19 protein-coding genes and 1 pseudogene are annotated in these 18,302 nt (G+C 73.3%); 15 read left to right on the top strand and 5 right to left on the bottom strand.

Annotated features, from left to right (window positions below; all coding sequences use genetic code 11):
* Positions 1-124 precede the first annotated feature (124 nt).
* The 3 genes from Sru02f_RS34040 to Sru02f_RS34030 all read left to right on the top strand — a co-directional run bounded on the left by Sru02f_RS34040 (position 125) and on the right by Sru02f_RS34030 (position 2,278).
* Entirely contained in the window at positions 125-1,381 is a 1,257-nt protein-coding gene (locus Sru02f_RS34040; protein ID WP_164278915.1) for an alpha/beta fold hydrolase, read from the top strand.
* Positions 1,350-1,895, top strand: coding sequence for a tRNA (adenosine(37)-N6)-threonylcarbamoyltransferase complex ATPase subunit type 1 TsaE (gene tsaE, locus Sru02f_RS34035; protein WP_167469746.1), 546 nt, complete (start codon positions 1,350-1,352; stop codon positions 1,893-1,895). The genes Sru02f_RS34040 and tsaE overlap by 32 nt, the downstream gene beginning before the upstream one ends.
* Before the next feature lie 146 nt (positions 1,896-2,041).
* Positions 2,042-2,278, top strand: coding sequence for a hypothetical protein (locus Sru02f_RS34030; protein ID WP_109034264.1), 237 nt, complete (start codon positions 2,042-2,044; stop codon positions 2,276-2,278).
* A 58-nt stretch (positions 2,279-2,336) separates the two neighbouring features.
* Here the strand turns inward: Sru02f_RS34030 and Sru02f_RS34025 are convergent, their stop codons facing one another.
* Entirely contained in the window at positions 2,337-2,891 is a 555-nt protein-coding gene (locus Sru02f_RS34025; RefSeq protein ID WP_109034266.1) for a hypothetical protein, read from the bottom strand.
* Between the two features lie 258 nt (positions 2,892-3,149).
* Here Sru02f_RS34025 and tsaB point away from each other — a divergent pair, with 258 nt between their 5' ends.
* The 8 genes and pseudogenes from tsaB (at position 3,150) to Sru02f_RS33985 (ending at position 9,890) form a co-directional block, all read left to right on the top strand.
* Positions 3,150-3,803, top strand: coding sequence for a tRNA (adenosine(37)-N6)-threonylcarbamoyltransferase complex dimerization subunit type 1 TsaB (gene tsaB / locus Sru02f_RS34020; protein WP_011029839.1), 654 nt, complete (start codon positions 3,150-3,152; stop codon positions 3,801-3,803).
* Positions 3,800-4,333 (top strand): ribosomal protein S18-alanine N-acetyltransferase, encoded by a 534-nt coding sequence (gene rimI / locus Sru02f_RS34015; RefSeq protein WP_109034268.1) that lies wholly within the window; start codon positions 3,800-3,802, stop codon positions 4,331-4,333. The genes tsaB and rimI overlap by 4 nt, the downstream gene beginning before the upstream one ends.
* Positions 4,326-5,444 (top strand): tRNA (adenosine(37)-N6)-threonylcarbamoyltransferase complex transferase subunit TsaD, encoded by a 1,119-nt coding sequence (gene tsaD / locus Sru02f_RS34010; RefSeq protein WP_109034269.1) that lies wholly within the window; start codon positions 4,326-4,328, stop codon positions 5,442-5,444. The genes rimI and tsaD overlap by 8 nt, the downstream gene beginning before the upstream one ends.
* Positions 5,441-5,689, top strand: a pseudogene (locus Sru02f_RS34005) (hypothetical protein); the annotation flags it as partial. The gene tsaD and the pseudogene Sru02f_RS34005, both read left to right, overlap by 4 nt.
* 171 nt (positions 5,690-5,860) lie before the next feature.
* Entirely contained in the window at positions 5,861-6,928 is a 1,068-nt protein-coding gene (locus Sru02f_RS34000; protein ID WP_109034271.1) for a LacI family DNA-binding transcriptional regulator, read from the top strand.
* A 138-nt stretch (positions 6,929-7,066) separates the two neighbouring features.
* The gene (locus Sru02f_RS33995) at positions 7,067-8,104 is read left to right on the top strand and encodes an LCP family protein (protein WP_109034273.1); all 1,038 of its coding nucleotides are present in this window, start codon (positions 7,067-7,069) and stop codon (positions 8,102-8,104) included.
* Between the two features lie 110 nt (positions 8,105-8,214).
* A complete protein-coding gene (locus Sru02f_RS33990) occupies positions 8,215-8,571 on the top strand; it encodes a YciI family protein (protein WP_109034275.1) in 357 nt (118 codons plus the stop codon).
* Between the two features lie 62 nt (positions 8,572-8,633).
* A complete protein-coding gene (locus Sru02f_RS33985) occupies positions 8,634-9,890 on the top strand; it encodes an RNA polymerase sigma factor (protein WP_109034277.1) in 1,257 nt (418 codons plus the stop codon).
* Here the strand turns inward: Sru02f_RS33985 and Sru02f_RS33980 are convergent.
* Positions 9,887-11,068, bottom strand: a complete 1,182-nt coding sequence (locus Sru02f_RS33980; protein ID WP_174855179.1) for a class I SAM-dependent methyltransferase — start codon at positions 11,066-11,068, stop codon at positions 9,887-9,889. The two genes, Sru02f_RS33985 and Sru02f_RS33980, sit on opposite strands and share 4 nt — an antisense overlap.
* Positions 11,069-11,158: 90 nt before the next feature.
* On the opposite strand from Sru02f_RS33980, the gene Sru02f_RS33975 reads away from it, so the two are divergent.
* From Sru02f_RS33975 to groL, 4 genes are all read left to right on the top strand, one after another.
* A complete protein-coding gene (locus tag Sru02f_RS33975) occupies positions 11,159-12,079 on the top strand; it encodes a polysaccharide deacetylase family protein (RefSeq protein WP_174855180.1) in 921 nt (306 codons plus the stop codon).
* Positions 12,076-12,825 carry a polysaccharide deacetylase family protein gene (locus Sru02f_RS33970; RefSeq protein WP_109034283.1) on the top strand — a complete coding sequence of 250 codons (750 nt, stop codon included), beginning with the start codon at positions 12,076-12,078 and terminating at the stop codon, positions 12,823-12,825. The genes Sru02f_RS33975 and Sru02f_RS33970 overlap by 4 nt, the downstream gene beginning before the upstream one ends.
* Positions 12,826-13,068: 243 nt before the next feature.
* A complete protein-coding gene (groES, locus tag Sru02f_RS33965) occupies positions 13,069-13,377 on the top strand; it encodes a co-chaperone GroES (RefSeq protein WP_003974211.1) in 309 nt (102 codons plus the stop codon).
* A gap of 133 nt (positions 13,378-13,510) precedes the next feature.
* Positions 13,511-15,130 (top strand): chaperonin GroEL, encoded by a 1,620-nt coding sequence (gene groL / locus Sru02f_RS33960; protein ID WP_109034284.1) that lies wholly within the window; start codon positions 13,511-13,513, stop codon positions 15,128-15,130.
* 196 nt (positions 15,131-15,326) lie between these two features.
* Here the strand turns inward: groL and Sru02f_RS33955 are convergent, their stop codons facing one another.
* From Sru02f_RS33955 to Sru02f_RS33945, 3 genes are all read right to left on the bottom strand, one after another.
* Positions 15,327-16,604 carry a hypothetical protein gene (locus tag Sru02f_RS33955; RefSeq protein ID WP_109034286.1) on the bottom strand — a complete coding sequence of 426 codons (1,278 nt, stop codon included), beginning with the start codon at positions 16,602-16,604 and terminating at the stop codon, positions 15,327-15,329.
* A gap of 142 nt (positions 16,605-16,746) precedes the next feature.
* Positions 16,747-17,520, bottom strand: a complete 774-nt coding sequence (locus Sru02f_RS33950) for an SDR family NAD(P)-dependent oxidoreductase (protein WP_003974208.1) — start codon at positions 17,518-17,520, stop codon at positions 16,747-16,749.
* Positions 17,521-17,574: 54 nt separating this feature from the next.
* Positions 17,575-18,243: an MOSC domain-containing protein gene (locus Sru02f_RS33945; RefSeq protein WP_174855181.1), complete on the bottom strand. Its 669-nt coding sequence runs from the start codon at positions 18,241-18,243 to the stop codon at positions 17,575-17,577.
* Positions 18,244-18,302 lie beyond the last annotated feature (59 nt).

The following is an 18,302-nucleotide window of genomic DNA, read 5'->3' as shown; positions in this document are numbered from 1 at the left end:
CGGTCAACGCATAGCGGTCGACGAGTGACGCGCCCGTCGGCGGCGTGACGCGCGGGGGCCGCGCGTTCAGGTGAATCAGTGGCCGGCGGGCGTCCGCACGGCCCGGCGAAGAGGAGCGGTGCACGTGAGCGAGAGCAACGCGGAGGCCGTCGCGGCGGCCGTCGCCTCCGCCACGGAGGCCGCCACCGAGGCCGCCGCCGGCGGCTGGCGCCGGGCGACCGGCATAGCCGGGGTCGCGATAGGCGTGGTCGCGGCCGGCGCCGCGGCCGGCGTCGCGATAGAACGGCTCACCGTCGGCCGCGGGATGCGCCAGAAGGCCCGCCTCGCCCTCGACTCGACGGGCCCCTACGGCGGACTGCGCGGCACGCCCGGCAAGGCGTACGCCGAGGACGGCACCGAGCTGTACTACGAGGTCGACGACCTCGACCCGGAGGCCGGGGCCGACCCCGCCCCGCGCCGCAGGCGGCTGTTCGGCCGCAAGGCGCCCGCACCCGTCACCGTCGTCTTCAGCCACGGCTACTGCCTCAACCAGGACTCCTGGCACTTCCAGCGGGCGGCCCTCAGGGGCGTCGTCCGCGCCGTCTACTGGGACCAGCGCAGCCACGGCCGGTCCGGGCGGGGCGTGGCCCAGACGCGGGACGACCGGCCGGTCAGCATCGAGGAACTGGGCCGCGACCTCAAGGCCGTCATCGACGCGGCCGCGCCCGAGGGCCCGATCGTGCTGGTCGGCCACTCCATGGGCGGCATGACCGTGATGGCGCTGGCCGACGCCTTCCCCGACCTGGTCCGCGAGCGCGTCGTCGGCGTCGCCCTCGTCGGTACGTCGTCCGGGCGGCTCGGCGAGGTCAACTTCGGGCTGCCGGTGGCCGGCGTCAACGCGGTGCGGCGGGTGCTGCCGGGCGTGCTCAGGGCGCTGGGGCAGCGGGCCGAGCTGGTGGAGCGGGGGCGGCGGGCGACGGCGGACCTGTTCGCCGGGATCATCAAGCGGTACTCGTTCGCGTCCCGGGACGTCGACCCGGCCGTGGCCCGGTTCGCCGAGCGGATGATCGAGTCGACGCCGATCGACGTCGTCGCCGAGTACTACCCGGCCTTCAACGACCACGACAAGACCGAGGCCCTCGCCCACTTCGCGGGCCTTCCGGTCCTGGTCCTGGCCGGGGTGCGGGACCTGGTGACGCCGAGCGAGCACAGCGAGGCGATCGCCGACCTGCTGCCGGACGCCGAGCTGGTGCTGGTCCCCGACGCGGGGCACCTGGTGATGCTGGAGCACCCGGAGCTGGTCACCGACCGCCTCGCCGACCTGCTCGCCCGCGCGGGCGCCGTGCCCACAGCGGCTACCGTGGACGGTTATGGAAGCACCAGCAGCACAGGGCCCGGCTGAGCCGTCCGGACCCTCCGGAGCCTCAGGGCCCGCCGACGTCGAGATCACCGTCACCTCGCCCGAGCAGATGCGGGAACTGGGCCGCAGGCTCGCGAAGCTGCTGCGCGCCGGTGACCTGGTGATGCTCAGCGGGGAGCTGGGCGCGGGCAAGACGACGCTGACCCGCGGACTCGGCGAAGGGCTCGGCGTGCGGGGCGCCGTGACCTCCCCGACCTTCGTGATCGCCCGCGTGCACCCCTCGCTCGGTGACGGTCCGCCGCTCGTCCACGTGGACGCCTACCGGCTCTCCGGCGGCCTCGACGAGATGGAGGACCTCGACCTCGACGTGTCCCTGCCCGACTCGGTGATCGTGGTCGAGTGGGGCGAGGGCAAGGTCGAGGAGCTGACCGAGGACCGGCTGCGGCTCCGGATCGAGCGGGCCGTCGGCGACACCACGGACGAGGTGCGGCACGTGACGGTGACCGGCCTGGGCGAGCGGTGGGCCAGGGCCGACGTGAGCGTCCTCGCCGGCTGAACCGCCCCGGCGCGGCCCTCCCGCCGGATTTTCCGACAAAGCGTCGGCAAAAGATTGCGTTCCGGGTCTTGCGCGTGGTCACATGGTACTCGGCTCGTAGTTAGGCATGCCTTACTGCGCCCGCCCCCGAGCTTCAGGAGGCGTCCATGTCGTCCGTGTCCCAGGCCCAGCCGCAGGGCCGTCCGAGCCACCAGCCGCCCGCGCCCGCCGGGGTGTCGATGCGTGACCTGCTCGCCTCCTGCGCCGCCGCGACGGCGGTCTCGACGCCGCCCCGCGCCCCCGAGCCGGAGGCGCGCGGGCCGGTCCGCGACCAGCAGAACCGGCAGAGCCGGCAGGACCAGCAGAGCCGGCAGGACCCGCAGAGCCACCGAGAGGCCGCCTGACGCCCTGCGGGGAGCCCGCACGTACCGCGCGGCGTCGTCGGGGGACGCGTGCGGCGTCTCAGGGGACGACGACGACCTGCCGTCCGATCGTCGCGAACTTCCACATCGCGTCGCCGTCCGCGCGCGACTCGCGGATGCCGCCGGTGGGCCGGTCCGGGTCGGGCGCGGCCGTCGAGCCGTCGACCGCCGCGCTGAACCCGACGGCCACGCCCTGGGCGCCGGTGAAGCGCACCACGTGCTCGACCGGGATGCCGTCGGACCCGGTGATCCGGTTGGACCTGGACGTGACCGTGTAGGCGCCCGGTGCCGGATCGACCGTGCTGGGCGTGACCTCGAAGGTACGCCGCACCTTGTTCCCCGGGCCGACCAGCCACACGCGGTCGTCGTCCACCGAGTACACCACCCGTTCACCCTGCCCGGACATGGCGGGCAGCGCGTCCGGGTGCCGCCGGTCGCGCGGTGCCTTGGCGGCGCCCGGGGCGGGGCTGGTGGTCGCGTGGGTCCGGCCGAGGTCGGCGGGGGCGCTGACGGAGGCCTGGTGGGCCAGCGCGCCGATGGTCACGAGGGCCGCCGTGGTGAGGCCGGTGACGATACCGGCGCTTCTGCTTGCCACTGCCGACCACCTCGTCGTCGTACGCGTGCGTCCTGCGTGTGCGTCCTGCGTGCCGCACCCCGGCCGACGGTAGCAGTACGTGAGCATGTGATCGCACTGTGCGACACGGGGCGGCCGTGCCGGGCCCGGCAGGTGTCCCCGGGTTGTCCACAGGGCGTCCGACGCGGGCCCCGCGGCGCCCACAGGGCCTGTCCGGCCATTCCCGTCTGCCCCGCGGGCGAACGACGGGAATGGCCGGACAGGCCCTAGGCTGTTTGCGTGCTCTTGCTCGCTCTGGATACCGCCACGCCCGCCGTGACCGTCGCGCTGCACGACGGTACGGACGTCATCGCCTCGTCGAGCCAGGTCGACGCGCGCCGGCACGGTGAGCTGCTGCTGCCCGCCGTGGACCGGGTGCTCGCGGAGGCCGGTCTGCGGCTCGACGCCGTCACCGCCGTCGTCGCAGGCATCGGCCCCGGCCCGTACACGGGGCTGCGGGTCGGCCTGATGACCGCGGACGCCTTCGGGCTCGCGCTCGGCGTGCCCGTGCACGGCGTGTGCACACTGGACGGCCTCGCGTTCGCCGCCGACCTGGAGGGCCCCTTCGTGGTGGCGACCGACGCCCGCCGCAAGGAGGTCTACTGGGCGCGGTACGCCGACTCCCGCACCCGGCTCACCGACCCTGCCGTGGACCGGCCCGCCGACATCGCCGGGCAGGTGGCCGGGCTCCCGGCCGTCGGCGCGGGCGCGCTGCTCTACCCGGACACCTTCCCCCGGGCGCACGAGCCGGAGCACGTGTCCGCCGCCGCGCTGGCCCGGCTGGCCGCCGAGAAGCTGGCGGCGGGGGAGGAGCTGCCCGCGCCCCGGCCGCTGTACCTGCGCCGTCCGGATGCCCAGGTCCCCAAGAACTACAAGGTGGTCACCCCGAAGTGACCGAGCCAGCCACTGCCGAGTCCGTACCCGCCGCGCTGCGCGAGATGCGCTGGTGGGACATCGACCCCGTGCTGCGCATGGAGCGGGAGCTGTTCCCCGAGGACGCCTGGTCGCGGGGGATGTTCTGGTCCGAGCTGGCGCACGCGCGCGGGCCCGGCGCGACCAGGCGCTACCTGGTCGCCGAGGAGGACGGCCACGTCGTCGGCTACGCGGGCCTGGTCACCTCCGGCGAGCAGGCCGACGTGCAGACCATCGCCGTCGCCCGCGACCACTGGGGCACCGGCCTCGGCGCGCGGCTGCTGACCGAGCTGCTGCGCGCGGCGACCGACTTCGAGTGCGCCGAGGTGCTGCTCGAGTGCCGGGTGGACAACACCCGCGCCCAGCGGCTGTACGAGCGCTTCGGCTTCGAGCCCATCGGCTTCAGACGCGGCTACTACCAGCCGGGGAACGTGGACGCCCTGGTGATGCGCCTGACCGACCCGTCCACCTCCGTACCGGGAACCGAACGAGGAACCGAGAACCATGGCTGACTCACGCGACGAGCCTCTCGTCCTGGGGATCGAGACCTCCTGCGACGAGACCGGCGTCGGTGTCGTGCGCGGCACCACCCTGCTGGCCGACGCCGTCGCGTCCAGCGTCGACGAGCACGCCCGCTTCGGCGGCGTCGTCCCGGAGGTGGCCAGCCGCGCCCACCTGGAGGCGATGGTGCCGACCATCGACCGCGCCCTCAAGGAGGCGGGGGTGAGCGCCCGCGACCTCGACGGCATCGCCGTCACCGCCGGGCCCGGCCTCGCGGGTGCCCTGCTGGTCGGCGTCTCGGCGGCCAAGGCGTACGCCTACGCGCTGGGCAAGCCGCTCTACGGCGTGAACCACCTCGCCTCGCACATCTGCGTCGACCAGCTCGAACACGGCGCGCTGCCCGAGCCGACGATGGCACTGCTGGTCTCGGGCGGGCACTCCTCGCTGCTCCTGTCCACGGACATCACCTCGGACGTCCGCCCCCTCGGCGCCACCATCGACGACGCGGCCGGCGAGGCCTTCGACAAGATCGCCCGAGTGCTGAACCTGGGCTTCCCCGGCGGCCCGGTCATCGACCGGTACGCGCGCGAGGGCGACCCGAACGCGATCGCCTTCCCGCGCGGGCTGACCGGCCCGCGCGACGCGGCGTACGACTTCTCCTTCTCCGGTCTGAAGACGGCCGTGGCCCGCTGGATCGAGGCGAAGCGGGCGGCGGGGGAGGAGGTGCCGGTGCGTGACGTGTCGGCGTCCTTCCAGGAGGCGGTCGTGGACGTGCTGACCCGCAAGGCGGTGCGGGCCTGCAAGGACGAGGGCGTGGACCACCTGATGATCGGCGGCGGCGTGGCCGCCAACTCGCGGCTGCGGGCGCTGGCCCAGGAGCGGTGCGAGGCGGCCGGGATCCGGCTGCGGGTGCCGCGCCCCAAGCTGTGCACGGACAACGGCGCGATGGTCGCCGCGCTCGGCGCCGAGATGGTCGCCCGGAACCGGGCCGCCTCCGACTGGGACCTCTCCGCGGACTCCTCCCTGCCGGTGACGGAGCCGCACGTGCCGGGACAGGGTCACCCGCACGGTCACGACCACGACCACGTGCACGAGGTCAGCAAGGAGAACCTCTACTCGTGACCGTCGCGCTGATGTGGGAGGCGCGGGCCGTGCCCGGCCGGGGCGGGGAGCTGCTGGCCTGGGCGCGGCGGCAGGAACTGCCCCGGCGGCCGCTGCGCCGGGAGACCCTGCGCGCCCCGCAGGACCGTGTCCTCGTCATCACCTGGTGGGACGCCGCGTACGACGCCGCACTCCCGGAACTGCCCGAACCGGACGGGGACCTGGTGACGCGGGCGGTGCACCGCTGGCGGTTCGAGTCGGTGGAGCCGGTCGAGTCGGTGGAGCCGGTCCAGCCGGTCGAGCCGGCCGAGTCGGGCCGGAGCGGCGATGGCGGCGGCCGCCGGATCGAATGATTCGGCACTGACGCCGAATGTTCCGAGGGGTCTCGGTTCGCCGACCCCTTCGTCAGGTGGCCTCATGGGGTTACGATCGCCGCCATGACATCCCCGCAGCCCGCTGAAACCCGGACGCAAAAGCGGTCCGCCCAGACCGCGACCCTCGCCGAGATCGCGCGCGAGGCCGGTGTGTCGGCGCCGACTGTTTCGAAGGTGCTCAACGGCCGCGCCGACGTCGCCCCGTCGACCCGCGCCCGCGTCGAGGAGCTGCTGCGCGCCCACGGTTACCGCCGCAGGCGGGCCGAGTCCACCCGCTCGCCCCTGATCGACCTGGTCTTCCACGAGCTGGAGAGCGCCTGGGCGATGGAGGTCATCCGCGGCGTGGAGAACGTGGCCAGGGACGCCGGGCTCAGCGTCGTGCTCTCCGAGAGCGCGGGCCGCCTCACGCCCGGCCGGACCTGGGCCGACCAGGTCGCCGCCCGCCGCCCGCACGGCGTGATCCTGGTCCTGTCCGGCCTCGACGAGTCCCAGCGTGCCCTGCTCACCAGCCGCTCCATCCCGTTCGTGGTGATGGACCCGGCCGGCGACCCGGGCGCCGACGTGCCGTCCATCGGCGCCACCAACTGGCAGGGCGGCCTCGCCGCCACCCGGCACCTGGTCGACCTCGGGCACACCCGCATCGGCGCCATCAGCGGCCCCACCCGCATGATGTGCAGCCGCGCCCGCGTCGACGGCTACCGGGCCGCCCTGGAGACGGCGGGGCTGCCGGTCGACCCCGGCCTGATCGTGACCGGCGACTTCCACCACGAGGCCGGCTACCGGCAGGGTCTCGAACTGCTGCGCCGCCCGGACCGCCCGACCGCCGTCTTCGCCGGCAACGACCTCCAGGCGCTCGGCCTGTACGAGGCGGCGCGTGAGCTGGGGCTGCGCATCCCGCACGACCTGAGCGTGGTCGGGTTCGACGACCTGCCGGTGGCCCGCTGGGTGGGACCGCCGCTGACGACCGTACGGCAGCCGCTGATGGAGATGGCCGAGGCGGCGGCGCGGCTGGTCCTGGACCTCGGGCGGGAGGACCGCTCCTCGACGGCGACCCGCGTGGAGCTGGCCACCAGCCTGGAGGTGCGCAGCAGCACGGCGCCGCCCCGGGAGGGCCAGGCCGTCGCGGGATGAGCGGATAAGCCCCCAGTCTGAGAATTTCCGCAGAAGCCCGACCCACCTGTTCCAGTTTCAATAATTCGGACTTATGTTCCTTCCGGTGGGGCATCCGGGTGGGGACGCGGACGGGACGGGCGGGGCGGGGGCTGACGCATGGCGGCGCGGGGCGGACAGGACGGGCGGGGCGGCCGCCGGAAGGCGTTGAGGGTGGCCGGTCTGGCCCTGGCCGGCTCCCTGCTGCTCGGCGCCGGGGCGGCGGGCTGGGCCTACTGGCACCTGAACGGCAACATCAGGAGCGTCGACATCAACGGCGCGCTCGGAGACGACCGCCCCGCGCGACCGGTCACCGTCCCCTCCGCCTCGCCCTCCGCCTCCCCGGTGCCCACCGGCGCCCTGAACATCCTGGTCCTCGGCTCCGACTCGCGCACCGGCGAGGAGAACCAGGAGCTGGGCGGCGGCGACAGCGGCGGAGCCCGCTCGGACACGGCCATGGTCGTCCACCTGGACGCCGGCCGCACCGCCGCCACCGTCGTCAGCATCCCGCGCGACACCCTCGTCGAGCGGCCCTCCTGCCCATTGCCGTCCGGCGGTACGACCAGGGCGGCGAGCGGCGCGATGTTCAACACCGCCTACGAACTGGGCGGGCCGGTCTGCGCCGTGAAGACCGTCGAGACGCTCACCGGCGTGCGCATGGACCACTACGTCGAGGTCGACTTCTCCGGCTTCGCCGACCTGGTGGACGCGCTCGGCGGGGTCACCGTCACCACGGACGTGGACATCGACGACGACAAGAGCCACCTGCACCTGGACGCGGGCACCCACCACCTCGACGGCACCGAGGCCCTCGGCCTGGCCCGCACCCGGTACGGACTGGCCGGCGGCAGCGACCTCGCCCGGATAGAGCTCCAGCACAAGCTCGTCAAGGCGCTCCTCGAACAGGTCTCCGCCACCGACCTGCTCACCGACCCCGCACAGCTCTACCAGGTCGCCGACGCGCTCACCGGCAGCCTCACCACCGACACCGGCCTGGACTCGCTGGGCGAGCTGACGAACCTGGGCCGCAGCCTCGGGGACCTCGCCGCGGACGACGTACGCACACTGACGATGCCGGTGCTGCCCGCCCCCTCGGACCCCAACCGGGTCGTGGCCGACCAGCCGGACGCCGCCGAGCTGTGGGAATCGCTGCGCTGAGAGAAGTCCCCGGAAAACTTCCCGGCGCGTGTCGATCCGCGGCCGGCCCGTTCGACGCAAGGGTGAGAGGCCGGGAGAAGCCCGGCAGCACGACCACCCGAGGAGCCACCATGCCCCGCTACCTGTCCCTCATCCGCATCGAGGAGTCCGACGCCCTCGCCGGCGGCCCCAGCCCCGAGCTGATCCAGCGGATGGAGCAGCTGATGGAGGAGATGACCAAGGCCGGCGTCCTGCTGGACACCGCCGGCCTGACCCCGACCAGCCAGGGCACCCGCGTCCACTACGAGGGCGGGCAGATCTCCGTCACCGACGGGCCCTTCACCGAGACCAAGGAGGTCATCGGCGGCTACTCCCTCCTCCAGGCCAAGGACCGGGCCGAGGCGGTCGAGTGGACCAAGCGGTTCCTGAAGGTGCACGAGGAGTACTGGACGGTGACCTGCGAGGTACGCGAGCTGATGGAGGGCTGAGCCGACGCGGGGCACCGGTTCCCGCTTTGTCCCGGCGCCCCGAGGGTGTTGCATGGTGGGCTGTGGAAGCACAGCCCACCGCGGCCTTCGAAACCGTCTTCCGGCTCGAGTCGCCCCGCGTGATCGCCGGGGTCGCCCGGCTCGTCCGGGACGTCGGCATCGCCGAGGAACTCACCCAGGACGCCCTGGTCGCCGCCCTGGAGCAGTGGCCGAGGGACGGCGTGCCGGACAACCCGGGCGCCTGGCTCATGACCACCGCCCGCCGCCGCGCCGTCGACCTGATCCGGCGCCGGGAGACCTACGCCCGCAAGCTCGCCGAGATCGGCCGGGACCTGCCCGTGGCGGCGCCCCCGCCCGAGGAGCCCGCCGACCCCGAGGACATCGACGACGACCTGCTGCGGCTGGTCTTCACCGCCTGCCACCCGGTGCTCTCCGCCGAGGCCCGCATCGCCCTCACCCTGCGCCTGCTCGGCGGCCTGACCACACCGGAGATCGCCCGCGCCCGCCTCGTCCCCGAACCGACGGTCGCGCAGCGCATCGTCCGCGCGAAACGCACCCTGGCCAGGAAGAACGTACCCTTCGAGGTGCCGTACGGACCGGACCGGGCGGCCCGCCTCGACTCGGTCCTGGAGGTCATCTACCTGATCTTCAACGAGGGCTACGCGGCCACCGCCGGCGACGACTGGCTCCGCCCCGCCCTGTGCGAGGACGCCCTGCGGCTGGCCCGCGTCCTGTCCGCCCTGATGCCGAAGGAGCCCGAGGTCCACGGCCTGACCGCGCTGCTGGAGTTCCAGTCCTCCCGCACCGCCGCCCGCACCGCCCCCGACGGCGAGCCGGTGCTGCTTCGGGACCAGAACCGCCACCGCTGGAACCGCCTGCTCATCACCCGCGGCGTCACCGCCCTCGGCCACGCCCACGCCACCACCGGCGCCAACGGGCCGGGCCCCTACGCCCTCCAGGCCGCGATCGCCGCCTGCCACGCCACGGCCCGCACCTACGAGGAGACCGACTGGCCGCGCATCGCGACGCTCTACGGCCTGCTCGCGGCCCGCGCCCCGTCCCCGGTCGTCGAACTCAACCGCGCGGTCGCCGTCTCCATGGCCGAGGGCCCCGCCCCCGCCCTGGCCCTGGTCGACGCCCTCGCCGCCGAACCCGCCCTGCGCGACTACCACCTGCTCCCCAGCGTCCGGGGCGACCTCCTGCTCCGCCTGGACCGCACGGCGGAGGCCCGCGAGGAGTTCGAACGGGCCGCCTCCCTGACCCGCAACGCCCGCGAACGCGCCCTGCTGCTGCGCCGGGCCCGGGAGACGGCCGGTTAGCGCGCCGGGTGCCCGATCAGCATCGTCGGTGCCCCCGCCACCCGGGTCAGGAACACCGTCGCGGAGTTCGGCCCCTGCGGTTTGACCTTCCTCCGCAGCTCCTCCGGCTCGACCGCCGAGCCCCGCTTCTTCACCGTCAGCGTGCCGACCCCGCGCTCCCGCAGCAGCGCCTTCAGCTTCTTGACGTTGAACGGGAGCTGGTCGGTGATCTCGTAGGCGGTGGCGTACGGCGTGCGGTGCGCCTCGTCGGCGGTGACGTAGGCGATGGTCGGGTCGATCAGCCCGCCGTCCAGGTCCTCGGCCACCTCGGCGACCAGGTGGGCCCGGATGACGGCGCCGTCCGGCTCGTACAGGTACCTCCCGACCGGACGGGCCTCGGGGTCCGGCAGCATGGTCGCGGGCGACGCGTAGATCCCCGCCCCGGCGGGCAGCAGCGTCGCCCGCCGCGCGCCCGGCGTCACGTCCGGGCCGAACCACAGCACGGCCTCCTTGACGTCCCCGCCGTCCGAGACCCACTCGGCCGTCGCCTCCGGGGGGATCGCCTCGTGGGGAATGCCGGGCGCGATCTTCAGCAGGCCGAGCGGCGCCCCGAGCGCGGCGGACACGGCCCAGGACAGGGGCGGTGAGTACGCCTCCGGATCGAAGATCCGGCCGCGCTTGGAGGAACGCCGGGCGGGGTCGACGAACACGGCGTCGTACCCGGCCGTGTCCACCTCCGTCACGTCGGCCTCGCGCACCTCGATCAGGTCGGCGAGCCCGAGCGCGTCGGCGTTGGCACGGGCCGCGGCGGCGGTGACCGGGTCGTGGTCGACGGCGAGGACCCGGATCCCGGCCCGGGCGAACGCGACCGCGTCACCGCCGATCCCGCAGCACAGGTCGGCGACGGACCGCACCCCGAGCGCCTGGAGGCACTCCGCCCGGTACGCCGCCACACTCGCCCGCGTCGACTGCTCGACCCCGTTGGGCGTGAAGAACATCCGCCCGGCGTCCTCGGCCCCGAACTTCGCCACCGCGCGCTGCCGCAGCCGCGCCTGCCCGAGCGCCGCCGACACCAGCTCGGCGGGATGCGTGCGCCGCAGCCGGGTCGCGACCGCCAACTCGCGCACGGGGTCGGTGTCGCGCACCTCGTCGAGGAGCGCGCGGCCTTCGGGAGTGAGGAGGAAGTCGAGGTCGTTCACCGGGTCATTGTGGGCCAGTCGGTGGATGGTGTGCCTCCGGCGCGGTGTCGGGCCGGGTTCGGCCGCGGGGGACTGCGAGGATCCGGCACCATGCGAGCAGTCGTACAAAATGACAAAAGTCGGGCATCGCGTCGCGTGTCCCGGGCCTCTCGTGCCACCACCGTCCTCGCCGTCGCCGCCCTCGCCGCCGGCTGTGCGCAGGCAGAGGACCAAAGCGTGCGGGGCGCCCCCGGTCAGCAGGCACCCCCGGCCCGCGCGGTCGACGGCGCGGCGAAGGCTCGCGAGGCCCGGGCGGCCCTGGCCGCCGCGGCCAAGCGCTGGAAACTCGACAAGGTCCCGCTGACGGCTCCCGCGCCCCCCGCGAAGAAGCCGGAGATCGAGGCCCGCGAGGGCTTCGAGGTCGACGGCCAGGAGGAGGACGGCCTCCCGCCGGTCTTCACCACGGTCCCCACCAAGGAGAAGGTCGTCTTCCTCACCATCGACGACGGCGCCGAGAAGGACCCGGCGTTCCTGCGGATGATGAGCGAGCTGAAGATCCCGTACACCGTCTTCCTCACCGACGAGGAGATCAAGGACGACTACGGCTACTTCAAGAAGATGCAGGCCCGCGGCATCACCCTCAACAACCACACCCTGAGCCACCCCTACCTCCCCGGCCTCTCCTACGAGGACCAGAAGCGGGAGATCTGCGGCATGCAGGACGTGATGGAGAAGCACTACGGCAAGCGCCCCGCCCTCTTCCGCCCGCCGTACGGCAACTACAACCGCGACACCCTGCGCGCCGCCAAGTCCTGCGGGATCGAGTACGCCCCGATCTGGAGCGAGGAGGTGTACGTCGACCACTGGGAGTACCGCGAGTGGGACCAGGACCTGCACCCCGGCGACATCGTCCTCACCCACTTCCGGGGCACCGACGACTGGGACGGCACGATGACCGACATGGTCCGCCGCTTCCTGGACCGGATCACCGCCGACGGATACGCGGTGGCCCGCCTGGAGGACTACCTGTGAGGCGAGGGCGGTCCCGCCCGGCCGGCGCCGCCCCGGCCGCCCTCCTGCTCCCGCTGCTCCTGCTGCTCCCGGTCACCGGCTGCGACCGGCTCGCCGCCGCCCCCGCCGAACACGCGGCGGCGGCCGGGGACCCCGCCCAGGACGCCGACCGGGGCCGTCGCCTGCCGCCCGTCGTGGACCACGTCCGCACCGACGACCCGGTCGTCTTCCTCACCTACGACGACAGCGCCGAGCGCGACCCCGCCTTCGCCGGCCTGATCCGCGAACGGCGGCTCCCGGTCACCCTGTTCCTCACCGACGCCGTCGCCGGACCGGCCTACGGCGACCTCGCCCGGCTGCGCCCGTACGGCGCGAGCCTGCAGAACCACACCCTCGACCACCGCTCCCTGCGCGGCCTGCCCTACGCCGGCCAGCGCGCCGAGATCTGCGGCCAGCAGACCAAGCTCAGGTCCCGCTTCGGCGCCCGCGCCCACCTCTTCCGCCCGCCGCACGGCACGTACGACACCACGACCCTGCGCGCCGCCGCCGACTGCGGCATCACGGCCCTGGTCCTGTGGCGCGCCACCCTCGACGCCGACGGCACCCTCACCTACACCCGCGGCGACCGCCGCCTCCACCCCGGCGACATCGTGGCCGTGGACCCGGACCACCCGACGGCCACGAACCTGACGACCCGCACGGAACGTCTGCTGGAGACGATCGAGGAGCAGCGGCTGAGGGTGGGCAACCTTGAGGACTACGCCTGACCTCTTGACGCCGACCGGCGTCATCCATTGCCCGCGTTCACCGGAAAACCCCGCCGACGCGCCGCCGGCATTGGCACTCCGCTTGACCGAGTGCTAATCGCAGTCATAGTCTCGGACCTGGCACTCCCCACTGGAGAGTGCCAACTACGCGACGGGCAGGTCCGGCACCCGCGACGACGGATCCACCTGGTCGCCACCTCAGACAGTTAACCCCGTGAGATCTCCGAAGGGGGAGGTCGGATCGTGACGACCACCAGCTCCAAGGTTGCCATCAAGCCGCTCGAGGACCGCATCGTGGTCCAGCCGCTCGACGCCGAGCAGACCACGGCTTCGGGCCTGGTCATTCCGGACACCGCCAAGGAGAAGCCCCAGGAGGGCGTCGTCCTGGCCGTCGGCCCGGGCCGCTTCGAGGACGGCAACCGCCTTCCGCTCGACGTCAGCGTCGGCGACGTCGTGCTGTACAGCAAGTACGGCGGCACCGAGGTGAAGTACAACGGCGAGGAGTACCTCGTCCTCTCGGCCCGCGACGTGCTCGCGATCGTCGAGAAGTAGAAGTAGCTCTTCACTTCACCGAAGCACCTTGCTTTCCAGCTGCGCCCCTGGCTCCCGCGACCTTAAAAAGCCGGGCGTCGGGGGCGCAGTTGCCGTATAACCCCAAGATTTCCGGAAGAGGGCTCACGCTCCCATGGCGAAGATCCTGAAGTTCGACGAGGACGCCCGTCGCGCCCTCGAGCGCGGCGTCAACAAGCTCGCCGACACCGTGAAGGTGACGATCGGCCCCAAGGGCCGCAACGTCGTCATCGACAAGAAGTTCGGCGCCCCCACCATCACCAACGACGGCGTCACCATCGCCCGCGAGGTCGAGGTCGAGGACCCGTACGAGAACCTCGGCGCCCAGCTGGTGAAGGAGGTGGCGACCAAGACCAACGACATCGCGGGTGACGGCACCACCACCGCCACCGTGCTCGCCCAGGCGCTCGTGCGCGAGGGCCTGAAGAACGTCGCCGCCGGTGCCTCCCCGGCGCTGCTGAAGAAGGGCATCGACGCGGCCGTCGCCGCCGTGTCGGAAGACCTTCTCGCCACCGCCCGCCCGATCGACGAGAAGTCCGACATCGCCGCCGTGGCCGCGCTGTCCGCCCAGGACCAGCAGGTCGGCGAGCTGATCGCCGAGGCGATGGACAAGGTCGGCAAGGACGGTGTCATCACCGTCGAGGAGTCCAACACCTTCGGTCTGGAGCTGGACTTCACCGAGGGCATGGCCTTCGACAAGGGCTACCTGTCGCCGTACTTCGTGACGGACCAGGAGCGCATGGAGGCCGTCCTCGACGACCCGTACATCCTGATCAACCAGGGCAAGATCTCCTCCATCGCGGACCTGCTGCCGCTGCTGGAGAAGGTCATCCAGGCCAACGCCTCCAAGCCGCTGCTGATCATCGCCGAGGACCTGGAGGGCGAGGCGCTCTCCACCCTCGTCGTCAACAAGATCCGCGGCACCTTCAACGCGGTGGCCGTCAAGGCCCCCGGCTTCGGCGACCGCCGCAAGGCGATGCTGCAGGACATGGCGGTCCTCACGGGCGCCACGGTCATCTCCGAGGAGGTCGGCCTCAAGCTCGACCAGGTCGGCCTCGAGGTGCTCGGCACCGCCCGCCGCATCACCGTCACCAAGGACGACACCACGATCGTCGACGGTGCCGGCAAGCGCGACGAGGTCCAGGGCCGGATCGCCCAGATCAAGGCCGAGATCGAGAACACGGACTCCGACTGGGACCGCGAGAAGCTCCAGGAGCGCCTCGCGAAGCTGGCCGGCGGCGTGTGCGTGATCAAGGTCGGCGCCGCCACCGAGGTGGAGCTGAAGGAGCGCAAGCACCGTCTGGAGGACGCCATCTCCGCGACCCGCGCCGCGGTCGAGGAGGGCATCGTCTCCGGTGGTGGCTCCGCGCTGGTCCACGCCGTCAAGGTGCTCGAGGGCAACCTCGGCAAGACCGGCGACGAGGCCACCGGTGTCGCGGTCGTCCGCCGCGCCGCGGTCGAGCCGCTGCGCTGGATCGCCGAGAACGCCGGCCTGGAGGGTTACGTCATCACCTCCAAGGTCGCCGACCTCGACAAGGGCCAGGGCTTCAACGCCGCCACCGGCGAGTACGGCGACCTGGTCAAGGCCGGCGTCATCGACCCGGTGAAGGTCACCCGCTCCGCCCTGGAGAACGCCGCCTCCATCGCCTCCCTCCTGCTGACGACCGAGACCCTGGTCGTCGAGAAGAAGGAAGAGGAAGAGCCGGCCGCGGCGGGCCACGGCCACGCCCACTGAGCGCTGCGCTGAGCTGAGCTGAGCGAACGGTGCCCGGTCCCCTGCGGGGGGCCGGGCACCGTTGCTTCCGGGCGCCGTGCCGGGGGCGCGTCTGCCCCGTCGGGTTCGTTGCCGGGTGCGGCGCCGTTGTGGCCGGTCGCGCAGTTCCCCGCGCCCCTTGGGGACCCTTGCCCTGACGTTGCTCAGTGACGAGCCGTCACAGCAGGCCGCTCAGCGGTAGTACGCGCTCGGCCAGCCGGGCCCGCAGCCGGCCGTCCGTGGTGTCCGCCTCCTCCGCGAGCCAGCCGGCGGCGACCAGCAGCCCGGCGTGCTCGGCGACCTCCTCGGGCCGCAGGCCGCAGAACTGGGCGACCTCGTCCAGCGCCAGACCGGCGTCCTCGCCGACGCCTCCCAGGCACCCGTCGGGACGGCTGTGGGCCGCGGTGTACACCGCGAGGAGCCTGGTGGCAGCCCCCGCCTTCTTCTTCCGCAGCTTCCGGTCGCCCACCACCTTCTGCGCCCACCCCGAGAGCCGGGCCCGGGTGACCTTGCCGAAGAAGAACGGGCGGGGCTGCGTGGGGATCAGCGTGGGCACCGTGATCTGCGCGGGTTCCTCGGGCCGGGACATCAGCGCCTCGTCGGCGGTGACGTCCTCCGGCAGCAGCAGCCAGCCCACGTCGACGAGCTCCTGGAGCACCCGCTCGGCGTCGCCCTGCAACCAGCCGCCGAGGTCCTGCCCGGTGACGTTCCCGGTACCGGAGCGCGCGGCCCGCAGGGTGAGCATCAACACCGCGAGCCGCGCCTCGGCCTCGGGGAACGGGGCGCCGACCCGGACGTGCTCCAGCACGTTGCGGGCATGGACGCCCTGGCCCCGGGTCAGCAACCGCTCGACCACCGGCCCCTCCCCGTCCACCGGGACGCCGCGGCGGTTGGCGTCCATCTCGCGGGTGGTCCGCGCGGCCGCCGCGGCCCGGTCCGCCTCCTCCCGCAGGGACGCGTCGGCGGTGACGTCCGCCCACAGGGCGAAGGCGCGGGCCTTGCGGTCGTGCAGTTCGGCGAGGACGGCGAGGTCCGGTTCCGGGCGCCGCTGGTACGCGCGGAACGCGTTCCCGAGCTCGGTCAGCTCCACGCGCAGCACCTCGGGCTGGAGGTCGTCCGGCACGATCCGCTGCGCGACCTTCGCCCACCGGCCCGCCTTCCGGGCCCGGGCGGGGGCACCGCCGGGCTGGGGGCGCGGGGCGGGCCGGGCATGCGGGACGGAGACGGCATCGGCCGTACTGGCAGTACTGGCGGTACTGGCGGTATTGGCAGTGCCGGCCGTACCGGGGCGGGCCGAGGCCGGGGCCGCCGACGGCGACCCACCGCCGGGAGCGTCGGAGAACAACACCGTCCCGCCCCCGGTCACCGCCCCCCGGCCCGACCTCACCCCGTCCGTCCGCCCGCTGTTGATGCCGTCGACGAACAGTTCGCCCCGGTCACCAGTGCCCGCGTTCACGCGATGCCGCCCTCTCCCTCGCCGAACCTGCGACCTCCCGCCCGCCGCGGGCGCAGCGACCCGACGCTACGTCGCGCCGGCGGCCCGCCAGGAGGGGTCCGGGTCGGACCACACGTTCGGGTGACGAGCGGGTCGGCGCCCCCTACTGCGGCCCGTACTTGCGCCCCGTCCGCGACGTGATGCCGCCCAGCAGCCCCCGCGGCACCAGCTTCGCCGCGCCCATCAGGGTCTTGTAGCGGGGGTCGGGGATCGACAGGGACTTGCCGCGGGACAGGTCGGCGAGGGCCGCCGCGACGACGTTGTCCGCGTCGAGCCACATCCAGTTCGGGATGTTGTCCGTGCCCATGCCGGCCCGCTCGTGGAACTCCGTGCGCACGAAGCCGGGGGCCAGGGCCATCAGGCGGACGCCGCTGCCGGCCAGGTCCTTCGCCACGCCCTGGGTGAACTGGACGACCCACGCCTTGGAGGCGCCGTAGGTGCCGCGCGGGACGAAGGCGGCGACCGAGGCCACGTTGACGACGCCGCCGCGGCCCCGCTCCCGCATCGCCTCCACCGCCGCCGAGGTCAGCCGGAGCACCGCCTCGCAGTGCACCTTGAGCATGGTCAGCTCGTCGGCCATGGGGACGTCGAGGAAACGGCCCTTGTTGCCGAACCCGGCGTTGTTGACCAGCAGGTCGACGGGGTTCCTGCGGTCGGACAGCCGGGCCGCCACCGCGTCGATGCCGGGGTCCGCCGACAGGTCCGCCGTCAGCACCTCCGCCTCGATGCCGTGCCGGTCGTGCAGCTCCGTGGCCTGCCCGCGCAGCCGCTCGGTGTCACGGGCCACCAGCACCAGGTCGTGTCCGTCGGCCGCCAGCCGCCGCGCGAACGCCGCCCCGAGGCCCGCTGTCGATCCCGTAATCAATGCCGTTGTCATGGCGCAAGGTTAGGGCGCGCGATCACCGGTGCGGACCGAGCGCGTCCGCTTCGCTCAGGCGCCGTACTCCGCCACGTACTTCCGCGCCGTCGCGAGCGCCTCCGGGTGCAGCGCCTCGCCCGCCGCGAGCAGCCGGGGGAGCAGCTCGCGCTGGGTCGTCACGGCGCGGAACTGCAGGGCCACCGTCACCTCGTGGGAGGGGCGGTGCACGATCCGCACCGGGTCGCCCGCGCGGATCTCACCGGGCTCGAGGACGCGGAAGTAGGCGCCCGGCGCACCCTTCTCCATGAACCGCTTCACCCAGCGCGGCTCACCCATGTGGCCCTGGAAGGTGCGGCACGGGATGCGTCCGGACGTCACCTCGAGGAGCAGCTCCGGGCCGACCCGCCAGCGCTCGCCGATCAGGGCGCCGGTGAGGTCCAGGCCCGTGGTGGTGAGGTTCTCTCCGAACGCGCCGTTCGGCAGCTCGCGGCCCAGTTCGCGTCCCCAGGCGTCCATGTCCTCGCGCGCCATCGCGTACACCGCCTGGTCGGTGCCGCCGTGGTGCCGCGTGTCGCAGACGGCGTCGCCGGCCAGACCGCTCGCCCCGATGCCCTCGGAGCCGGGCGCCGCCACCCGCACCGGCCCGTCGGCCGGCCGCTTGTCGATGCCGGTGACGCCCTCGGGCTGGTCCGTGTACGGCACCGCCTTCGCGCGTCCCAGGTTGACGGACAGGAGCCTCATGGCGGAAGGGTGCATGCCGAAACGGTAGGTCATGCGCGATCAAAGCGGCTACGCATTAT

The sequence above is a fragment of the Streptomyces rubrogriseus genome (assembly GCF_027947575.1).
In the GTDB taxonomy this organism is placed as follows: Bacteria; Actinomycetota; Actinomycetes; order Streptomycetales; family Streptomycetaceae; genus Streptomyces; species Streptomyces rubrogriseus.
The sequence above is the reverse complement of the archived record's forward strand: the minus strand, read 5'-3'. Positions and strand labels throughout refer to the sequence as shown.

What these genes read in the sequence shown, in the direction of transcription:
- tsaE (WP_167469746.1), top strand. Translation starts at nt 1,350, where the DNA reads ATGGAAGCACCAGCAGCACAGGGCCCGGCTGAGCCGTCCGGACCCTCC.
- Sru02f_RS34030 (WP_109034264.1), top strand. Translation starts at nt 2,042, where the DNA reads ATGTCGTCCGTGTCCCAGGCCCAGCCGCAGGGCCGTCCGAGCCACCAG.
- tsaD (WP_109034269.1), top strand. Translation starts at nt 4,326, where the DNA reads ATGGCTGACTCACGCGACGAGCCTCTCGTCCTGGGGATCGAGACCTCC.
- Sru02f_RS34000 (WP_109034271.1), top strand. Translation starts at nt 5,861, where the DNA reads ATGACATCCCCGCAGCCCGCTGAAACCCGGACGCAAAAGCGGTCCGCC.
- Sru02f_RS33995 (WP_109034273.1), top strand. Translation starts at nt 7,067, where the DNA reads ATGGCGGCGCGGGGCGGACAGGACGGGCGGGGCGGCCGCCGGAAGGCG.
- Sru02f_RS33990 (WP_109034275.1), top strand. Translation starts at nt 8,215, where the DNA reads ATGCCCCGCTACCTGTCCCTCATCCGCATCGAGGAGTCCGACGCCCTC.
- Sru02f_RS33975 (WP_174855180.1), top strand. Translation starts at nt 11,159, where the DNA reads ATGCGAGCAGTCGTACAAAATGACAAAAGTCGGGCATCGCGTCGCGTG.
- groL (WP_109034284.1), top strand. Translation starts at nt 13,511, where the DNA reads ATGGCGAAGATCCTGAAGTTCGACGAGGACGCCCGTCGCGCCCTCGAG.
- Sru02f_RS33950 (WP_003974208.1), bottom strand. Translation starts at nt 17,520, where the DNA reads ATGACAACGGCATTGATTACGGGATCGACAGCGGGCCTCGGGGCGGCG.
- Sru02f_RS33945 (WP_174855181.1), bottom strand. Translation starts at nt 18,243, where the DNA reads ATGAGGCTCCTGTCCGTCAACCTGGGACGCGCGAAGGCGGTGCCGTAC.